The sequence below is a fragment of the Roseivirga sp. YIW32 genome, assembly GCF_057219245.1.
The window spans coordinates 194,324-210,768 of the sequence record NZ_JBXVVG010000001.1; the positions used below are offsets into that span (position 1 = coordinate 194,324).

A 16,445-nucleotide genomic window follows, 5' to 3' on the forward strand; every position below is an offset into this window, starting at 1 on the left:
GAGAATGCTAACTTTTCTTTAACTCGTCTATGAATCCCATATAGCCTCTGACCAAGAGGTATTGGGCCGTTAAATAGGTACTCATGACCATGGGGCCAGCCCACTGCAAAGTGGAGACAAATTTGTTGTATGCGATGATGGAATCGCTGAGAATAAACAGTACAGCTCCAACAATCACCAAGCGCACCGCGTGCTTTTCTGCACGGCCTATTCGGCCTACGGCGGTTACACCCATCAGCGTGATGATGGCACAATAAACCGCCACTGGTAAGGTCAATAAACCCAGCGAGTCAATGATCAGGCTGAAAAATGCAGCTCCATACAAAATGAAGAAAGCGGCCGGCCATTTGAATACGAGTCGGCTTTGCCCCTCGTTCACAAAATTGATGTTGATGACGATGTAAATGAGCTGAGCGATCAAAAAAGCACCGAGTCCCAGCATAAAATACATGGCGTCCCACGGGACAAAAATCAGAAAGGAATCACCCAGCCAGCTGAACAATAAGGCAGCATATACGAACTTATTCAGTGGTGTTTGTATGGTCTCCTTCCAAAAGAAATAAGCCAAGGCAGGGATCAACAGAGGCTTGGTTACTTGATGGATGGTGGGTTCAGCCAATAACTGTCCCGTTAAATGCACAAGAGAGATCGCCAAAAAGGCAAAAAGTGATCGTTGAATTTTCATTAACCGTATTTCTCTACCAATTTCTTACTCCAATCTAAGCCAAAAAACAAAAAGAACAAGGCCACTGAAGCAAGTACGGCAGAGGTGATGAAGACGTAAGGCAAATTAACGATCTCGTTCGAATAGATCAGGCCAGCCAAGAAGGCACCCGTTCCAATGCCGATCTCCAATGCAATGTACATCGTAGCGATTCCCTTGCCTCTCGCTCTGTCTAAGCTCAGGTCAATGGTCCAGGCATAAATGGTGGGGCTGTTCATGCCAATGGCACAACCAAAAATAGCCGCACTGATGATCAGCATGGTTTGCGAGTCGGTCAGGGCCATGGAAATATTTGCTGCAATGATGAAAATGATCGCCCATTTGAGTACGATCACGCGACCATAGCGATCTGAGATCTTACCAGCTACTACACGGATGACCAACGAACAGATCACGAAGACCGTAAAAAAGATCCCTTTTTGTCCTTGAGGAAATCCTAAATGAGTGGCTAGATCCGGCATAAGGGTCAGAGCAGCACCGAAGGAAAAAGAGGTGAGGAGTAAGGTGACCGAAGGATTGAACACCCGCGGTTCTAAGATCTCGTCTCTTTTTATCTTGAGCAAAGCAGGGGTAAAGGGCTGTTTGTCCGCTAGGGTTTCTTTCATGCCAATGATCACCAGAATCGAAAGCAAGGCCATCACAGAAGAGCTGTAGAACATCCACTGCAAACCGAACCACTGCGTTAAATAAGGGCCAATACTCGGACCCAATGCCATACCGATGCTGCCAAATAAACCGAAGTAGCCCATGGCTTCACCGCGCCGATGTGCAGGCACTGTATCAGCGATGTAGGCAGAAGTGGCCGTAGGTTTAAAACCAGTAGAAAAACCATGAAAAAACCGCAGGAGGAGGAGAGCCCAAACGGTGCCGACCAGCGGATAAAGAATGCCCATGACCACACAGACCGCAACACCAAAGATCATCACAGGCAAACGGCCGATGGTATCGGTGAGTTTACCACTGAAGGGACGTGAAATGCCCGCTGTTACTGTGAACAAGGCAATGATCAACCCTTTTAATTCTCCGCCACCCATGGAATCGATGTAATCGTACATGTCGGGTACGATCATATTGAAACTGGTAAAAAAGAGAAGTGAACTCAGGCACAGTAGCGTGAACTGCAGATCAAATAGGCTTTCCTTCTTAGGCATGGGTTGAGCCCTCAAAATTAACGTCATTCCCGCGCATGCGGGAATCTCGATCAAAGGAGCAGAAGACTGCTTCGTTCCTCGCAGTAACGTCCTTAATTAGCATTAGTTCTGCATCAAATAAGCCTTGATATAATCATCCAAATCCCCATCCAGCACATTCTGTACATCAGTTCGCTCGACACCCGTTCTGGCATCTTTGATGAGCTTGTAAGGATGCAATACATAATTCCTGATCTGAGAACCAAAGTCAACGCGCATTTTTTCGCCTTCGACCTTATCGCGTTCGGCATGCCGTTTTTCAAGCTCACGTTGGTAGAGCTGTGACTTCAGCATGGCCATGGCCTTTTCTTTGTTTCCCAGCTGAGAACGTGTTTCCGTATTCTCAATCACAATGCCTGATGGAGCGTGCTTCAGTCGAACCCCGGTTTCCACCTTGTTCACATTTTGCCCTCCTGCACCGCCTGAACGGAACGTGTCCCAACTGATGTCAGAAGGATTGATCTCGATCTCGATCGTATCGTCTACCACCGGGTAAGCAAAGACGGAAGCGAAAGAAGTATGTCGACGTCCGCCCGAATCAAAAGGAGAGATGCGCACCAAGCGGTGTACGCCTGACTCTGATTTGAGCTGCCCGTAGGCAAATTCGCCCTCGAACTCCAGGGTACAGGATTTCAGGCCGGCCACATCACCGGGTTGATAATTGACCTGCTTGACCTTCATGCCTTTTTTCTCGCCCCACATGATGTACATGCGCATGAGAATTTCCGCCCAGTCGTTCGATTCAGTACCGCCCGCTCCCGGGTTGATCTCGATCATGGCATTGAGCTGATCTTCTTCGCCCGAAAGCATTTTCTTGAACTCCAGCTCATCAAGAAGCTTGAGGGCTTTTTGATAGGCTTCTTCTACTTCCTCATCGGAGGCCTCTTCTAATTGATTAAATTCTTCAAGGGTCTCGACGTCTTCTGTCGCAGTTTGCAAGTTGGTAAAGGCGTCGGTCCATACCTTTTTCGCACGGATGCCTTTGAGTACTTTTTCAGCCTCTTTCGAGTCGTTCCAGAAATCGGGTTGTGTTGTGATCGATTCTTCTTCTTCTACTTCACGGAGTTTGACATCGTAGTCAAAGATACCTCCTCAAGGCGTCAACACGTGCCTTTAAATCTTTCAGTTGGTCTGAAGTCATAGTTGTGAATTTTTGAAGATGCAAAGGTGCTCATTACTGATTAGAATAGCGAACGAGATGTCAATTATAAATGGGGGCATGATGCGTATTGCGTATTGCGTACTGCGTACTACGTATTGCGTTGAGCGACGTAATTACTGAAATCCTACTCAGCACGTCTTTGCGAGGGAGGCACGACCGTGGCAATCTATAACTTAGCCGTGAGTCGTGAGTATTGTGTCTTGAGAAGGGCGTGGACCGTATAGCGTACAGCGAGATGTGTATTGCGTACAGTATAAGGCGTCAGGAGAATTGAGAACTTCCTTAGTACGTCATTGCGAGGGAGGCACGACCGCGGCAATCTACTTCTTCTTATGCCCTTGCTTAACTCTCCTTTCTGTGCTCCAATAGATCCCCAGGCTGACAATCCAAGGCCTCACAAATGGCTTCGAGTGTACTGAACCTGATCGCTTTCGCCTTACCCGTTTTGAGGATAGACAGATTGGCCTCTGTGATGCCCAATATTTCCGCGAGGGCCTTTGAACGGATCTTCCGTTTGGCCATCATGACATCTAAGTTGACTATGATCGCCATGATTACATCGTTAGTTCGTTTTCCTCCATCAATCGGTTACCCTCTTTGAAGATCTCTGCAAGGATAAAGCAGCCGATCACGGCGAATAAGTAATTCAATGGCAAGCTAAAAGTAAAGGCCAATCCATCGCCGCTTTGTTTTAGGTAGAACATGTGCAGGAAAAAAAGCAGCAAAAAGACATTGGCCATTCTTCGAAATGCAGCGATGTTCTTTTTCTTAAAGGTGGCTAAACTCCTGATCGAGCGAATGACCTTTAAACCCTCGTTGAGGATCAGAATGCTACAGAGGATGGAAAAGGCGAGCTTCGCGAAGGAGAACGCCATGAACCAACCTTCCGGTCTGACGTTGCCCCCTCCATTTTGCCCTTCACTGGTGGAGAAGCTAAAGGAGCCGTCTTGGTAATGGAGAAAAGGCAGGGCTTCCGAATTTGCGATCAGGATGATGCCCATGCCCATCACTACGACAAGGATAAAGATCAAGAAAGAGCGCATCACCTGACTGATCGCAAGCGCTAAGTTCAATAGTTTGTTATTCATATTTAACTGAATTTTCCCCAAACCTAAAAAAATATTGTAAAACAATAATAAATAATTCTTTTAAGATGTGAATTGTCTGTCAAATTGTGTTTTCGACTCACACCTTTTCCCTATCTTCCCTTATGAACCGAAGAAACTTTTTAGGCAAGAGTTTGACCGCTTCTCTGTTGAGCATCCTTCCTTTTTCAGGTCATTCCCTTTTCAATACCAAATCTGATCCCTTTAAGCTTAACTATGCTCCCCATTTCGGGATGTTTAGCGCATCTGCCCCGGGAGGTGTTTTGAATGAGCTGGATTTTATGGCAGAGCAAGGCTTTCTGGCTTTGGAAGACAATGGCATGAAGGGTCGATCGGTGGAGATGCAGCAACAGATCGCCAAGCGTATGGAGAAGCACGGCATGACAATGGGTGTCTTTGTGGCACACACTATTTACTGGAATGAGCCGAACCTGGCCAGTGGCAATGCTGATAAGCGGGCCGAGTTTCTTCAGGAGATCAAAGAATCAGTCGAAGTGGCCAAAAGAGTCAATGCTCAATGGATGACCGTTGTGCCCGGCCATATGGACCTACGCCTAGATATGGGCTACCAAACGGCCTATGTGGTCGAAACCTTAAAACAAGCTGCTGCGATTTTGGAGCCACATGGGCTCACCATGGTCTTGGAGCCACTGAACAAAAGAGATCATCCCGGTTTGTTCTTGACCGAGACAGCACAGGCTTATGCCATTTGCAAGGCGGTGGATAGCCCCAGCTGTAAAATCTTGTATGATGTCTACCACCAGCAGATCACAGAAGGCAACCTGATCCCGAATATTGATGCGGCTTGGGAGGAGATCGCTTATTTCCAGGTTGGTGATAACCCCGGTCGTAATGAGCCGACAACAGGGGAGATCAATTATTTAAATGTGTTTAGGCATATCCATTCCAAAGGGTTTGAAGGTGTAGTAGGAATGGAGCATGGTAATTCGGTAGCCGGAATTGAAGGAGAGATGGCAGTGATTAGTGCTTACCGAATCGTTGATCGTTTTTGAGTCCCAATAGAACGTCATTCTGAGCGCAGCGAAGAATCTCAATATCTATTATCTGTATGAGATTATTCAGTCTCGATAGCTATAGAGACCCTTTGAATGACAAAATAATCAAAGAACGTCACTGCGAGGATCCCGATTATCATCGGTATCGCAATGACGATTTTAAAAAGCACGTGGTGCTGAACCTCGATAACGGTGGATAATCTCGTTGAAGGAAATCCTGAAACATCCCGATAGCTATCGGGACAGGCTGACGATATATGATGGGCGGTGCGCAATACGCACTTCACACTTCGCACCACACATTTCTCAATATGTCGGAATAAGAGAGATTCTTCGGTCGTCCTGCGTCCTTCCTCTGAATGATGAGTTGAGTAAGTTAGCGGTGCGCATTACGTAGTAGGCACTACTCATGACTGAATAAGGAGATTGCCGCGGTCGTGCCTCCCTCGCAATGACGTGCAGATAGAATCACGGTTGGACGTTTGGATTCGTCTCCCGATAGCTATTGGGACGTCCTACGGCCTCTTTCTGAATGACAGGTTGAGTAATTTTTGAGGTACGCACTACGTAGTACGCATTACTCAATACGCACGATTAAAGCCCAATAATATACGCTTCAAATTTGGGATTGGTGAGCTTGATCCTTTTCCTTCTGGCGGCTTTTAAGCCCAGGCCAGTCACAACCATGGCAGCACTGACGGTGGTTACACCCTGATCCAACGAAAAGTCGTTACCATCAACAACGGTATGATTGATCAGATCGATCGCCATGAGGCCAACACCCATCCACGGAAGATAGGCTTCACCGATCATGAGGATCTCTTTTCTATTCGAATAGGCATTCTGAATGTCCACCACTTCGATCTGATCTAAGGTAATCAAATTATTTTCCATGATGATGGTGCTGTCGGCAAAGTCGGTGATACGGTCGGTGAAGAACATGTCAAAGCCCTTTTGTTTGTAGACGAGTTTCGTACCGATTGTGTATTCGTACTTACGTTTGGAACCTTTCTTACGCAAGACGAGGTATTGTGCTTGCGCCGTTTGCACAACAAAGAAAAGCCCAAGCAAAAGTGTAAAGTGTCTAAACTTCATGCTTAAGCTAATAACGTAAAAAATCTGTAAAGGGCTGTTAAATTTTGTAGGTCCAGCCGTAAGTATCTTCTTTTTTACCGGTTCGGATGGCATTCAATTCATCCAGAAGACGTTTTGAGATGGTCCATTCGGCTGGATTGGGTAGCTCAAACCGATCACCTTCGAAACCGATCTGTGCGATCGGAGCGATGGTGGCTGCTGTGCCCACGCCGAAGGCTTCTTGTAACCTGCCTTCTTTGGCGGCATTGACCACAGTGGAGACCTTGAGGGGTTCTTCCACCACGTCCATTCCCCACTCGCGGGCTAAGGTCAGCACGGAGTCGCGGGTGATGCCTTTCAGAATGGTGCCCGATGTTGGCGCTGTATAGATCGCATTGTCGATCACAAACATCACATTCATGGTACCGGATTCTTCAATGTATTCGTGTGTTTTGCCATCGGTCCAGATCAACTGATGGTATCCTTGTTCTTGTGCCAGTTTAGCAGGATATAAGCTTGCGGCGTAGTTTCCACCTGCTTTTGCAAAACCAGTACCTCCTTCAAATGCACGGCTATACTCGGTCTCGATCTTCACATTCACCGGTTGGGTGTAGTAGGCACCTACAGGACTAGTGATGATCATGAAGCGGAAGGTTTCAGAAGGCTTGATGCCTATGTAATCGTCCGTACCGAACAAGAACGGTCGGATGTAGAGGGAAGTATTTGGTGCAGAAGGTACCCAACTGCTATCCAATTTGATCAATTCGGTTAGCCCTTCCATGAACAGTTCTTCCGGTACATCCGGCATGCACATTCTTCTAGCCGAAACATTCAATCGTGCCGCATTAGCTTGTGGCCTGAAGATGACGATCTCACCTGTCGGATTGCGATAAGCTTTTAAACCTTCGAAAATGGTAATGGCATAATGGAGGGTATTATTCGCCGGACTGATGGAGAGGTTCTGGTAAGGAACGATCTTCGCATTAGACCAGGCACCATTGGCATAATCCACCATGAACATGTGGTCAGAATAGAGTTTCCCGAATGGGATGTTGGTTTCATCTAACTCGCTGATCCTTGTTTGGGCGATTCTCTCGATCTGAATACTGCTCGTGTCAATCATGGTTTTTGCTGTTGGAGTTGCAAAGGTACAAAAAAAGGAACAATTCCTCCTCTATCAAATATGATGCAAAATACTAGTAATCAGTAGGTTATGAATTCAATCGACCAAATTTTATTCTAAATAAACCCCTGATTATCAAACGATAATTCTATGTTTCTTAGTGAAAGCCTTACAATCGTTTGCATTATTTTTACTTGGCGCGGGGTTCCCACTTAACCTCTTCTGCATCAAGTTCTTGCGCCATTTTTCTCCCTAGAACAAAAAGAAAATCTGACAATCGGTTGAGGTATTTCAACACGATGGGTGCTACGGACTCTACTTCATTCAAGGCAACGGCAATGCGTTCCGCTCTTCGGCAGACACAGCGCGCTAGGTGGGCAAAAGACACCGCTTGGTGTCCTCCCGGTAGAATGAAACTTGTCAAAGCAGGTAAGCTTTCTTCCATCTGGTCCATTTCCCCTTCGAGCAGTGCAATGTCCGCATCCACGAGATCAGGTTTAACTACTTTGTCTTTTCCCGGAGCTGTCGCGAGGTCGGCACCGATGGTGAACAAGCGATCTTGAATGGTTTTGAGTAGATCTTTGCGATGCGCATTAACCGCTTGATCTCTCAGAAGCCCAATGTAGCTATTGAGCTCATCGACGGTACCATAGGCTTCGATCCTTAGGTTGGATTTTGGTACACGTGTGCCACCGAGTAAACCCGTTGTGCCTTCGTCACCCGTTTTGGTGTAGATCTTCAATTTAGGCTTCTTCTTTCTGCAACTTCAATGGATTGATACGGGTTGGATTTTCGTTGATGACATCCGTCTCGATCAAACCATCTCGTAAGCGTACGATTCTATGCGAATATTGGGCAATATCATCTTCGTGTGTTACCATGATGATGGTGTTCCCTTTGTCGTGCAGCTTTGCGAACAGGTCCATGATGTCGTAAGAGGTCTTACTATCTAGGTTACCTGTTGGTTCATCCGCCAAGATGATGGAAGGGTCGTTCACCAATGCGCGGGCAATGGCAACACGTTGACGCTGACCACCAGAAAGCTCATTGGGTTTGTGATGCGCCCGATTATCAAGTCCTACACCGGCCAAAGCGGCCAAAGCTTTTTCTTCTCTTTCTGCTTTGCTAAATCCAGCATAGATCAATGGAAGTGCAACGTTTTCCAATGACGAAGCCCGAGGCAACAAGTTAAAGGTCTGGAATACGAAGCCAATTTCTTTATTTCTTACTTCCGCCAATTCATTCTCCGTCATGTCACTCACGTCTTGGCCATTCAAGATGTACTGACCACCAGAAGGAGTATCTAAACAACCGATCATGTTCATCAGGGTAGATTTACCCGAACCTGAAGGACCCATGAACGAAACATATTCGCCTTGGTTTACTTCAATACTGACAGATTTGAGGGCTCTAATGGTCTCAGACCCCATTCTATAGGTTTTCGAGATGTCTGAGGTTTTGATTATCGGGTTATTCATATTCGTATGACGTCCAGATGATAGAAAAAGTTTAACCTTCAACCCTAAAATTACACCAGCGGTTGAAGAGCCACAAAGGAATAAAAACTATTTCAGTTGTCGACAAGCCTTTCCGTGAACGGAATGTTCAATGGATTATAGGTTGAACCATTCTTTGGTCGATGGCCTCATGAGCTTACTTTGTCCTTAGCTCATTGAGCTGTTTTGCTAGGCTAAAGTAGTCTTCGTAGGGAACTAGCCCGCTGTACCGTTCTAAGGCACTATCGGCAAAGCCGGAGAGGTTCATCTGCTCACACTGCAGAATGTAGGCCTTCAACAGCGCAGGATTTTCATCATTCACCTTAGTGGCTTGTAGCAGCAGGTCATAGACCATCTTCGCTGGGGAATTGAGTGCCTTGACCTCTTCAATGGCAGCTAGCGTCGAATTGACATCGAAGGCATTTTTTGAGGCTACCTTCACCAAGGCCTTTAGTCGTTCTTCTTGCTCAGTTATGCTCATCGCCTGAGTCAGGTCTTCCTTAATGTCTGCTTTTTCTTCGTAAGACCGTATCGTTCTGACTTGATCGACAAAGAGCTTCAACTGGTCTTCTTGATAACCCCGTTGGCGGGCAAGATTGATGTAGTCGACTGCCTTGTCGGCGAGGCCCTGGTCGAAGCACCAGATCGCCTTGAGGTAGGTTTCAAAGCCTGAGGTGTTCGGGTTTCTATTGATGGTATTGTCTATTGTGCTGAATGCCGCATTGACTTCACCAGCATGATAGTGGGCGAAGGCTTTTGCCGTGATCAGGAAGTTGTTGTAAAGGTCGTTCTTTGGATCGTTCAGGTAGTAGTCAATGGCTTCAATGATCGGTGCATAATCTTCTTGCGTTCTCGACACTGAAGCATTATAGAGGTAGTAGAGGTCGTTTTTAGTAATGAGCGTGTCTTCTTTGGCCTCATACATAAAAGCCAGCTGGACATTCTGCTGATTAGACACTGCTTGCTGGTTGAGTCGTTCGGTGAGTTGCTTTGCCGGGGGCTCTTCTGTAATTGCCAGTCGGTTTTTAAGCAAGAAAGAAGCGGCCCGTCGGTTCACGTCCGATGCTTTTTGAGCGCTTTGGTTGAAGTACAAAAGGGCAGAATCGTAATTGGCGTAGTAGAAGTGTGCCAAGCCGAGATTGTTTACTAACTGATCATGGCTGCGTGATTCCGTGGCTTCGTTCAGTACATTCAAAGACAGATAAAGCCTGTTCTCATTGGCATAACTGTTCGCCAATTGGATACGTGCCAGGGCATCATCACGGCGTTTGATGAGGTTGGCCACCCGGTTTCGGGCTTCTGCCTTGTCAAAATCCTTTTCTGCCTGCTCCAGCAAGGTATAATTCGATTTGAACGAGTAGTAATCATTAAAAATGGCTTGCTCGTAATAGCTTTTCGAGATGTCTTTCCCCCCAATTTCCTTGGCTAGGTCAGCCAACATGTTGTATTGGGCGGCTTGGGCGCTGTAATAAGGCCTGCTTTCAAGGTATAAAAAAGCACCGATGCACAGGATGAAGCCAAATAGCCTCAAGGTGAGTATGGCCGTTCGCTGTCCGGAATAAAAGACTTTCCACATGGGGAGCCCTTGTATCAGCTCTGGGGAGAAATTGATCAAAGCGTAAGCAAAATAACTGACGCCCATGCACAAGTGGGTGATGATGATCATCCAATCGAGGGCATTTTGCAGTGAATCGTTCAATGAGTTGGTCGCTAGCGTGTAGGTCAATAGCAGGGTAATGGTAGCGGCAGGAAAAAGCACATGTTTAAAGAGCTTAATGCTTGCCGAGTTATAGCCCTGATGCCGTTGATCAAAACTCAGGAACGAGGAGAAAGCAGAGAGTAAAACAAGCACTCTTGGATCTAAATACGCCAGACCTGAGATGATGGCATTTTCTTTCTGGTAGAAAAGGTAGAAACAAATCCCCAGATAGATGACCCCAATGACACTGAAGTGCACTAGTCCTTTTTTACCGGGCTGTGCCGTAGTGGCAACTTTGAAAATGGTGAAGATATTCTCACCGGCCATGAAGAGCAAAAGCAGCGTGCTGATCATCAAAGGACCTAAAATGCCATAACTGAGAGAGACCACTTCGGTATTCACGATCGGGCTCATTCTGTATACGGCAAGTACGAGCAACGCATAGCAGCCAAAACTCACGGCTAATCTCAAGCCAATCGAGCTGTCTGGTTTGAAGGCCTGAAAATAATAACTTGGAATCAAGAAAAGGGCTACTACCGCATAGGTCAGGTATGCTGGAAAAACTGCCAATTCTTCTAATTGCAATTGGGTGAGCATAAGACAGATAGCTCCTGCTGCGAGTAAGTAACTTGATCGATCTAGAAATGAGATGAATGCTGTGACCAAGACCATGACGACTAGAAAAGCGGTGAGCACGAGTTGATGATCGAGTCTGCTGAACAGTATTTCCTCGGTATAAAAACGTTGGAGGGCCAGAACTTGATCGACAAAGACCCCACTTGCCCTTCCGTCGATGTTGAAGTAATTCAGCAAAAGGGGTTGCGTTTGATAGGTAGTCTCCACTTGCCAAGGTAAACCCACTGTCGTTCCCAAGATCCACCCTCTCAAAAAATAGATCAAGGCGGCCAGGAGTCCGAGGTAAAGGATAAGGATTAACGCGTTGAGTATCTTTTTTTCCAAAAACTTCCTCGATTTAATGATCTACCATTAGGCCTTTATTGTTCATTGCTTAAGCACCTTGGGTACTTGAAAAAGATCTCCATCAGTTTGAGGAGCATTTTTAAGGGCCTCTTCTTTTGTTATCTGCTGCTCGATTTCATCCTTTCTTAGAACATTGGTTTCTGCAGTCATATGAATCAGTGGTTCTACTCCATGGGTGTCTACCTCTTTGAGTTGATCGACCCAATCCAAAATCTCGCCCATGTCTTGCAGGAGTTTGGCTTCCTCTTCAGGAGCAATGTGCAAACGGGCGAGGTGGGCAACTTTATGTAAGGTCATTTTATCGATCATGTGTTTGACTCAATTCGTTGGCTATGGTATCCCGAACGGCTGTTTTAAGTGTTTTGATGGCTGCTTCGTCATCGCCTGCCGGCATGATCGGTTCGTGAACTTTCACAAGGACCTTGCCCGGATGCATGATCAACAGCTTTTCGTCAGGTAAAAGTATGTGATTGTAGGGAATAGTGACAGGCACGATCGGGATTTGTTCGTTTACGGCTATCCGAAATGCACCGTCTTTAAAGGCTACCATTTGTGGCGGCTGTTGGGTAAGGATTCCTCCTTCAGGAAAAAAAACAATGCTAAAGCCCCGACGAATGGCGGCTTGTACCTGCAGCCATGAATTATGCCTACTTTTTAAGCTCTTCCGATCAACGAGGATGTGGAGTTTACTATACATATAGCCCCAGAGCGGAACTTTCTTTAAACTCATTTTCCCGATGAACTTAAAGTTGTGTGGGATCAATCCCATGGTGGGAATGTCCAAAAAGGAGAAATGGTTAGCGCAGAAAACATAACGCTGTTGCTTATTGAGTGGTGTTTCATAAACCACCTCTGTTCTGTTGAGGAAAAGGAAAAAGAAAAAAACGCGAGCCCACACATGATTCAACCAAGCCGCCATATGCTCCAGACCGGGGATGAAAATGGCGAGCAAGAATAACGGAAGCAGCAACAGAAATACCGATGCGAAAATGATCAAGCCATAAGCTGAATAGAGGATCAAGAATAGCTTTTTCATGCAATCGCGAAGATAGAAAATTCTTGTTGCTATCTGCCGAAAGCTTAGTGATTGATCATGTGAAGTGCTGCTTTGTAGACATAATTCCAAAAGGCATCTTTCTCCTCTTCAGGAAAATCGGCTTTTTCCAATGCATGGTGCATGTGCTTCAGCCAATGGGTGGCTTCTTCTTCGCCAATTTTCCACTGAAAATGCCTTCGACGTAGCATGGGATGCCCTCTTTGCTCAGAATAAGTGGTTCTGCCACCCAAGGCCTGGATCAAAAAAAGGCGTAATCGTTCCTTTGCCGGTGCCAGATCTTTGGGATATAACTTTCGAATCAACGCATCTTCGGCAATACCCGCATAAAAATCATCGACGAGTTTGGTGATGTTCTCTTCTCCAATCCGGGTAAATAAATTGTCCATTAAACCTTCTCCAAGGCTTGTTTGAGATCTTTGATCAAGTCCGCTGCATTTTCTATTCCAACCGATAATCGGATCAGAGCAGGGGTAATGCCATTTTTGAGGCGATCCGCCTCGTCCATATTGGAAGAACTCATGGTGAATGGGTGAGAGGCGAGGGTTTCGTTACTGCCCAAAGAAATGGCCAAATGCACCAAACGCAGCGCATCTAAAAAGCGGAATGCCTCTTCTTCACCTCCAATCAATTCGAAAGCCATCATTGCTCCTGCACTCGTGCATTGCTTGTGATGGATATCATGCAACGGATCAGTGGGCTCCAGGAGCCCTAAGAAGTGCATTTTCTTGATTTTCGGATGGTCTTTTAATGCATCGGCTATTTTGACCGCATTGGCTGCTTGTTTCTCCATGCGCAAGGTTATGGTTTCCATGCTTCGCGACAGGAGCCAGGAGGTAAAGGCCGATGCTGTGTTTCCCAAGATGGCTCGTTTCTTTTTAACCGCTTTCATGAGCTTCTCGCTACCTGATGCTGCACCTGCAATGATGTCGCTATGCCCACCGATGTACTTGGTTGCCGAGTACACATTGATGTCGACGCCAAAAGCCAGCGGTTTCTGAAAAACGGGTCCCATGTAGGTGTTGTCCGCAATGATCACGGCATTGGGCGCATGTTCCTCCCGCAGCTTAGTGATCAGCTCAAAATCTGTGAGGCTTAGCGTTGGGTTGGCCGGGGTTTCCAGGTAGATGCAAGCCAATCGCTTTGCTCTTGGGTGATTGCTCAGCAGTTCTTCTAATTTATCGGCAGGAGTGCCAGGTGCAAATTCGAGGTATTGCACATCCCAATCGACCAAATGCTTCTTGATAAACGTGTCTGTGCCTCCGTAGAGAGGAGAAGACATTAACACAAGGTCACCCGCTTTGCAAAAGGTAAGCAGTGCGGTGGATATTGCCGCCATGCCACTTTCGAAAAAGGCCGCATCTTCGGCACCATCCAACTGGGCAAGTTTAAATTCAGCTGTGACGACGTTCGGATGATTGAGCCTGGAGTAGATCAGACTGGCATTTCGTTCTTCTAGGGGTGCATCACCTTTGGCATTTTCAAAAAAGGCCTTTCCTTCTGCCGCTGTATTGAATTTGAAACTCGAGGTTTGATAAATTGGTGGCTTGATCGCATTTTGAGAAGTAGCAGGGTCATAGCCCCCTGAGATGGCTAAACTTTCCGAACTGAATTCTTCTGTATTGTTCATGGCTTGAGAGATCTAACTTTTAATGAGGTGCCCTCTTGGCTGACCACGACTATCCGTTCACCAGCTTCTATGTATTCTCCTCGGGTATAGGCATCGTAGATTTCATCTGCTATTTCCACTCTACCGCTTGGACGAAGGATGGTGACGGACTTGCCTTCTTTACCAACAAGGTCTTCCCTGTAATAGGTCGCAATATAGCCGTCTGATTTCTTTTGTGATGTAACCAAGGCTACACGCTCAAACATTTTGGATTCTGTGATGCGATAGCCCAGCACAACGAGTAGCAAAATGGAGGAGAACATGGCCAATAAAACCACCATGGCTGCTTGTCTGATCTCATCAGAAGGGACAAAATCAAAATTGAAATTGTCGTTTCCCAGCATCACAAAGATGAGAGCGCCAACGACACAAACGATCCCGGCGATTCCTGCGATGCCGAAGCCTGGAATTACAAAGACCTCCAAGGCAATGAGGGCAATGCCCAGAAAAAGTACAGCGATCTCCCAATTGGCAGCCAGTCCGTTGAGGTAATAGGGCACTAGGTACAAGACCAACGCGATGCCGGCTGCCGCGAGTGGAAAGCCAACGCCAGGGGTTTGGAGTTCAAAGAAAATACCACCGGTGATCACAAGGATAAGTAAGCCACTGACGACGGGATTCAAGAAGAAGGCGATGACTTGCTCAAGTTGACTCAATTCATAGGTGATCAATTCATAATCATAAATGCCGTTTTTCTCAAGGATATCCTGCAGGCTGGCCACTTCAGCTTCGCAATAGCCATTTTTGATGGCTTCGGAAGTAGTGAAAGTGATCACTTTTCCCTCTTCAGTCACACCTTCAATAGCGACCCGGTCATCTACCATGCCCTCTGCGATCAAGGGATCTCGTCCATTTTCTTCGGCCGTCGAGCGCATGATGGAGCGCATATAAGATTGGTATTTATCCGGCGCCTGGCTTCCATCAGCACCATTGACCACGGTGGCAGCACCGATATTTGCTCCAGGGCGCATGTAAATGCTGTCGCAGGCAATTGAGATCAATGCTCCGGCAGAAGCTGCATCGTTATTGATGTAAACCCAGACTGGCTTCTCGTACTCCAGTATGCGGGTTCGAATGTCGTTGGCATCATTCACCGCACCACCATAGGTATCCATTTCAATGATGACTATATCTGCATTGACCTCGGTGGCTTGATCCAAGGCGAGTTCCACGTAACGATTCATACGAGGGTCGATGTCGTTACGGATCTCCATGACGAAGATGCGTTTTTCCTTACCCTGCCTTTGACGCGAAAATGCTGCAAATACTAAAACAAGCAGCGAAAGTAAAATTATGGCTCTGTTCAGTATTTTAATTCCTTTGATACCCACTGTATTCAACTAATTTTGTTCAAAATACGAAGAAAGACCTTGTCCGTTCCATTTGCTTCTGAATTTTCGTTCAACTTTGATGCCGCCATCTGGGAGATCAATGCCTGGGAGCACCTGCTATTGATCACTACGAAAGATCAAAGCAGTTTACAAACCAGATTTAGCCTACTAGACCTTCAAACGAATCAAATGATTTTTGAAGGGATTGGTTTTGAAGAGGAGTGGTGGTTGTCTGTTTTTCTTTTCAACGGAAAGCAAATCGTCTTTCAAGTGTATAACGATACCCAGGACATTGAAGACCGTTCAGTCTTTTGTTTCGACATCCAAGGGGAGGAGGTCCTCTGGTCGATCGATGGGGTGAAGCTTCAGCAGGTCAATCCGACGACCATTCGCTGTACAGGGGTTCATGGCGAGGAGCAAGAGCCTTTTTTGATAGACGTCGCAACGGGGAATACTTTGGATGAACTTACGGAAGATGGCTTAGCTCCTTCTTCTCCGCTTTTCCCCTTGATGTATGATACCGATAACTCATATCATACAATGCTTGTTGAATTTCTTGGTCAGCGTGGAGTTTCGGGTGTAGTTGGTGGAATAGAATACCTGGAGTACAATGATCTCGTCATTTTTGGAATAAATGTTGAAGAGGAGAATACCTATTCCCTAAAGTTGTTCGTATATGATGCAGCGGGCACTTTGCTGTTGGACTTGGATTTAGAAAAGGGCTTAAGTGGTCGGGCGTCCGGCGCATTTTTTATCCTTGATCAAGCCCTTATATTTGTTATGGAGAAGCGTCGGCTCAAAATTTGTAGTATTGCGTAAT

18 protein-coding genes are annotated in these 16,445 nt (G+C 46.4%); 3 read left to right on the forward strand and 15 right to left on the reverse strand.

All coding sequences use genetic code 11. The features are described from left to right. Positions 1–7 precede the first annotated feature (7 nt). The 5 genes from AC2D6U_RS01010 to AC2D6U_RS01030 all read right to left on the reverse strand — a co-directional run bounded on the left by AC2D6U_RS01010 (position 8) and on the right by AC2D6U_RS01030 (position 4,164). Entirely contained in the window at positions 8–685 is a 678-nt protein-coding gene (locus AC2D6U_RS01010) for a lysoplasmalogenase (RefSeq protein ID WP_484719069.1), read from the reverse strand. Beyond that, positions 685–1,875, reverse strand: coding sequence for an MFS transporter (locus tag AC2D6U_RS01015; protein WP_484719070.1), 1,191 nt, complete (start codon positions 1,873–1,875; stop codon positions 685–687). Before AC2D6U_RS01015 ends, AC2D6U_RS01010 begins: the two co-directional genes overlap by 1 nt. A 102-nt stretch (positions 1,876–1,977) precedes the next feature. Next, a protein-coding gene (prfB, locus tag AC2D6U_RS01020) for a peptide chain release factor 2 (RefSeq protein ID WP_484719071.1) occupies positions 1,978–3,055 on the reverse strand; the annotation gives its coding sequence in 2 pieces (ribosomal slippage) (positions 1,978–2,994 and positions 2,996–3,055; 1,077 coding nt in all). A 363-nt stretch (positions 3,056–3,418) separates the two neighbouring features. Further along, entirely contained in the window at positions 3,419–3,628 is a 210-nt protein-coding gene (locus AC2D6U_RS01025) for a helix-turn-helix domain-containing protein (protein ID WP_484719072.1), read from the reverse strand. A 2-nt stretch (positions 3,629–3,630) separates the two neighbouring features. Then, positions 3,631–4,164, reverse strand: a complete 534-nt coding sequence (locus tag AC2D6U_RS01030; RefSeq protein ID WP_484719073.1) for a DUF2975 domain-containing protein — start codon at positions 4,162–4,164, stop codon at positions 3,631–3,633. 122 nt (positions 4,165–4,286) lie between these two features. Here AC2D6U_RS01030 and AC2D6U_RS01035 point away from each other — a divergent pair, with 122 nt between their 5' ends. Both AC2D6U_RS01035 and AC2D6U_RS01040 read left to right on the forward strand, forming a co-directional pair. Next, the gene (locus AC2D6U_RS01035; protein WP_484719074.1) at positions 4,287–5,195 is read left to right on the forward strand and encodes a hydroxypyruvate isomerase family protein; all 909 of its coding nucleotides are present in this window, start codon (positions 4,287–4,289) and stop codon (positions 5,193–5,195) included. Between the two features lie 56 nt (positions 5,196–5,251). Continuing rightward, on the forward strand, positions 5,252–5,398 hold the full coding sequence (locus AC2D6U_RS01040) for a hypothetical protein (protein ID WP_484719075.1): 147 nt from the start codon (positions 5,252–5,254) through the stop codon (positions 5,396–5,398). A gap of 394 nt (positions 5,399–5,792) precedes the next feature. Here the strand turns inward: AC2D6U_RS01040 and AC2D6U_RS01045 are convergent, their stop codons facing one another. The 10 genes from AC2D6U_RS01045 to AC2D6U_RS01090 all read right to left on the reverse strand — a co-directional run bounded on the left by AC2D6U_RS01045 (position 5,793) and on the right by AC2D6U_RS01090 (position 15,508). Continuing rightward, positions 5,793–6,293 carry a hypothetical protein gene (locus AC2D6U_RS01045; protein ID WP_484719076.1) on the reverse strand — a complete coding sequence of 167 codons (501 nt, stop codon included), beginning with the start codon at positions 6,291–6,293 and terminating at the stop codon, positions 5,793–5,795. 37 nt (positions 6,294–6,330) lie between these two features. Next, a complete protein-coding gene (locus tag AC2D6U_RS01050; RefSeq protein ID WP_484719077.1) occupies positions 6,331–7,395 on the reverse strand; it encodes a branched-chain amino acid aminotransferase in 1,065 nt (354 codons plus the stop codon). Positions 7,396–7,585: 190 nt separating this feature from the next. Then, positions 7,586–8,137, reverse strand: a complete 552-nt coding sequence (locus AC2D6U_RS01055) for a cob(I)yrinic acid a,c-diamide adenosyltransferase (protein WP_484719078.1) — start codon at positions 8,135–8,137, stop codon at positions 7,586–7,588. Between the two features lies 1 nt (position 8,138). After that, positions 8,139–8,873, reverse strand: a complete 735-nt coding sequence (locus tag AC2D6U_RS01060; protein WP_484719079.1) for an ABC transporter ATP-binding protein — start codon at positions 8,871–8,873, stop codon at positions 8,139–8,141. Positions 8,874–9,048: 175 nt separating this feature from the next. Further along, complete coding sequence (locus AC2D6U_RS01065) at positions 9,049–11,550, reverse strand: hypothetical protein (protein WP_484719080.1); 2,502 nt, start codon at positions 11,548–11,550, stop codon at positions 9,049–9,051. 42 nt (positions 11,551–11,592) lie between these two features. Next, positions 11,593–11,880 carry an Asp-tRNA(Asn)/Glu-tRNA(Gln) amidotransferase subunit GatC gene (gatC, locus tag AC2D6U_RS01070; RefSeq protein WP_484719081.1) on the reverse strand — a complete coding sequence of 96 codons (288 nt, stop codon included), beginning with the start codon at positions 11,878–11,880 and terminating at the stop codon, positions 11,593–11,595. Then, positions 11,870–12,607, reverse strand: a complete 738-nt coding sequence (locus AC2D6U_RS01075) for a lysophospholipid acyltransferase family protein (protein ID WP_484719082.1) — start codon at positions 12,605–12,607, stop codon at positions 11,870–11,872. The genes gatC and AC2D6U_RS01075 overlap by 11 nt, the downstream gene beginning before the upstream one ends. A 44-nt stretch (positions 12,608–12,651) precedes the next feature. Then, a complete protein-coding gene (locus AC2D6U_RS01080; protein ID WP_484719083.1) occupies positions 12,652–13,014 on the reverse strand; it encodes a globin domain-containing protein in 363 nt (120 codons plus the stop codon). Further along, positions 13,014–14,255, reverse strand: a complete 1,242-nt coding sequence (locus AC2D6U_RS01085) for an aminotransferase class I/II-fold pyridoxal phosphate-dependent enzyme (protein ID WP_484719084.1) — start codon at positions 14,253–14,255, stop codon at positions 13,014–13,016. The genes AC2D6U_RS01080 and AC2D6U_RS01085 overlap by 1 nt, the downstream gene beginning before the upstream one ends. Continuing rightward, positions 14,252–15,508 carry an NfeD family protein gene (locus AC2D6U_RS01090; protein WP_484719085.1) on the reverse strand — a complete coding sequence of 419 codons (1,257 nt, stop codon included), beginning with the start codon at positions 15,506–15,508 and terminating at the stop codon, positions 14,252–14,254. The genes AC2D6U_RS01085 and AC2D6U_RS01090 overlap by 4 nt, the downstream gene beginning before the upstream one ends. 156 nt (positions 15,509–15,664) lie before the next feature. Between AC2D6U_RS01090 and AC2D6U_RS01095 the strand changes: the two genes are divergently transcribed. Further along, positions 15,665–16,444, forward strand: a complete 780-nt coding sequence (locus tag AC2D6U_RS01095) for a DUF4905 domain-containing protein (protein ID WP_484719086.1) — start codon at positions 15,665–15,667, stop codon at positions 16,442–16,444. Position 16,445 lies beyond the last annotated feature (1 nt).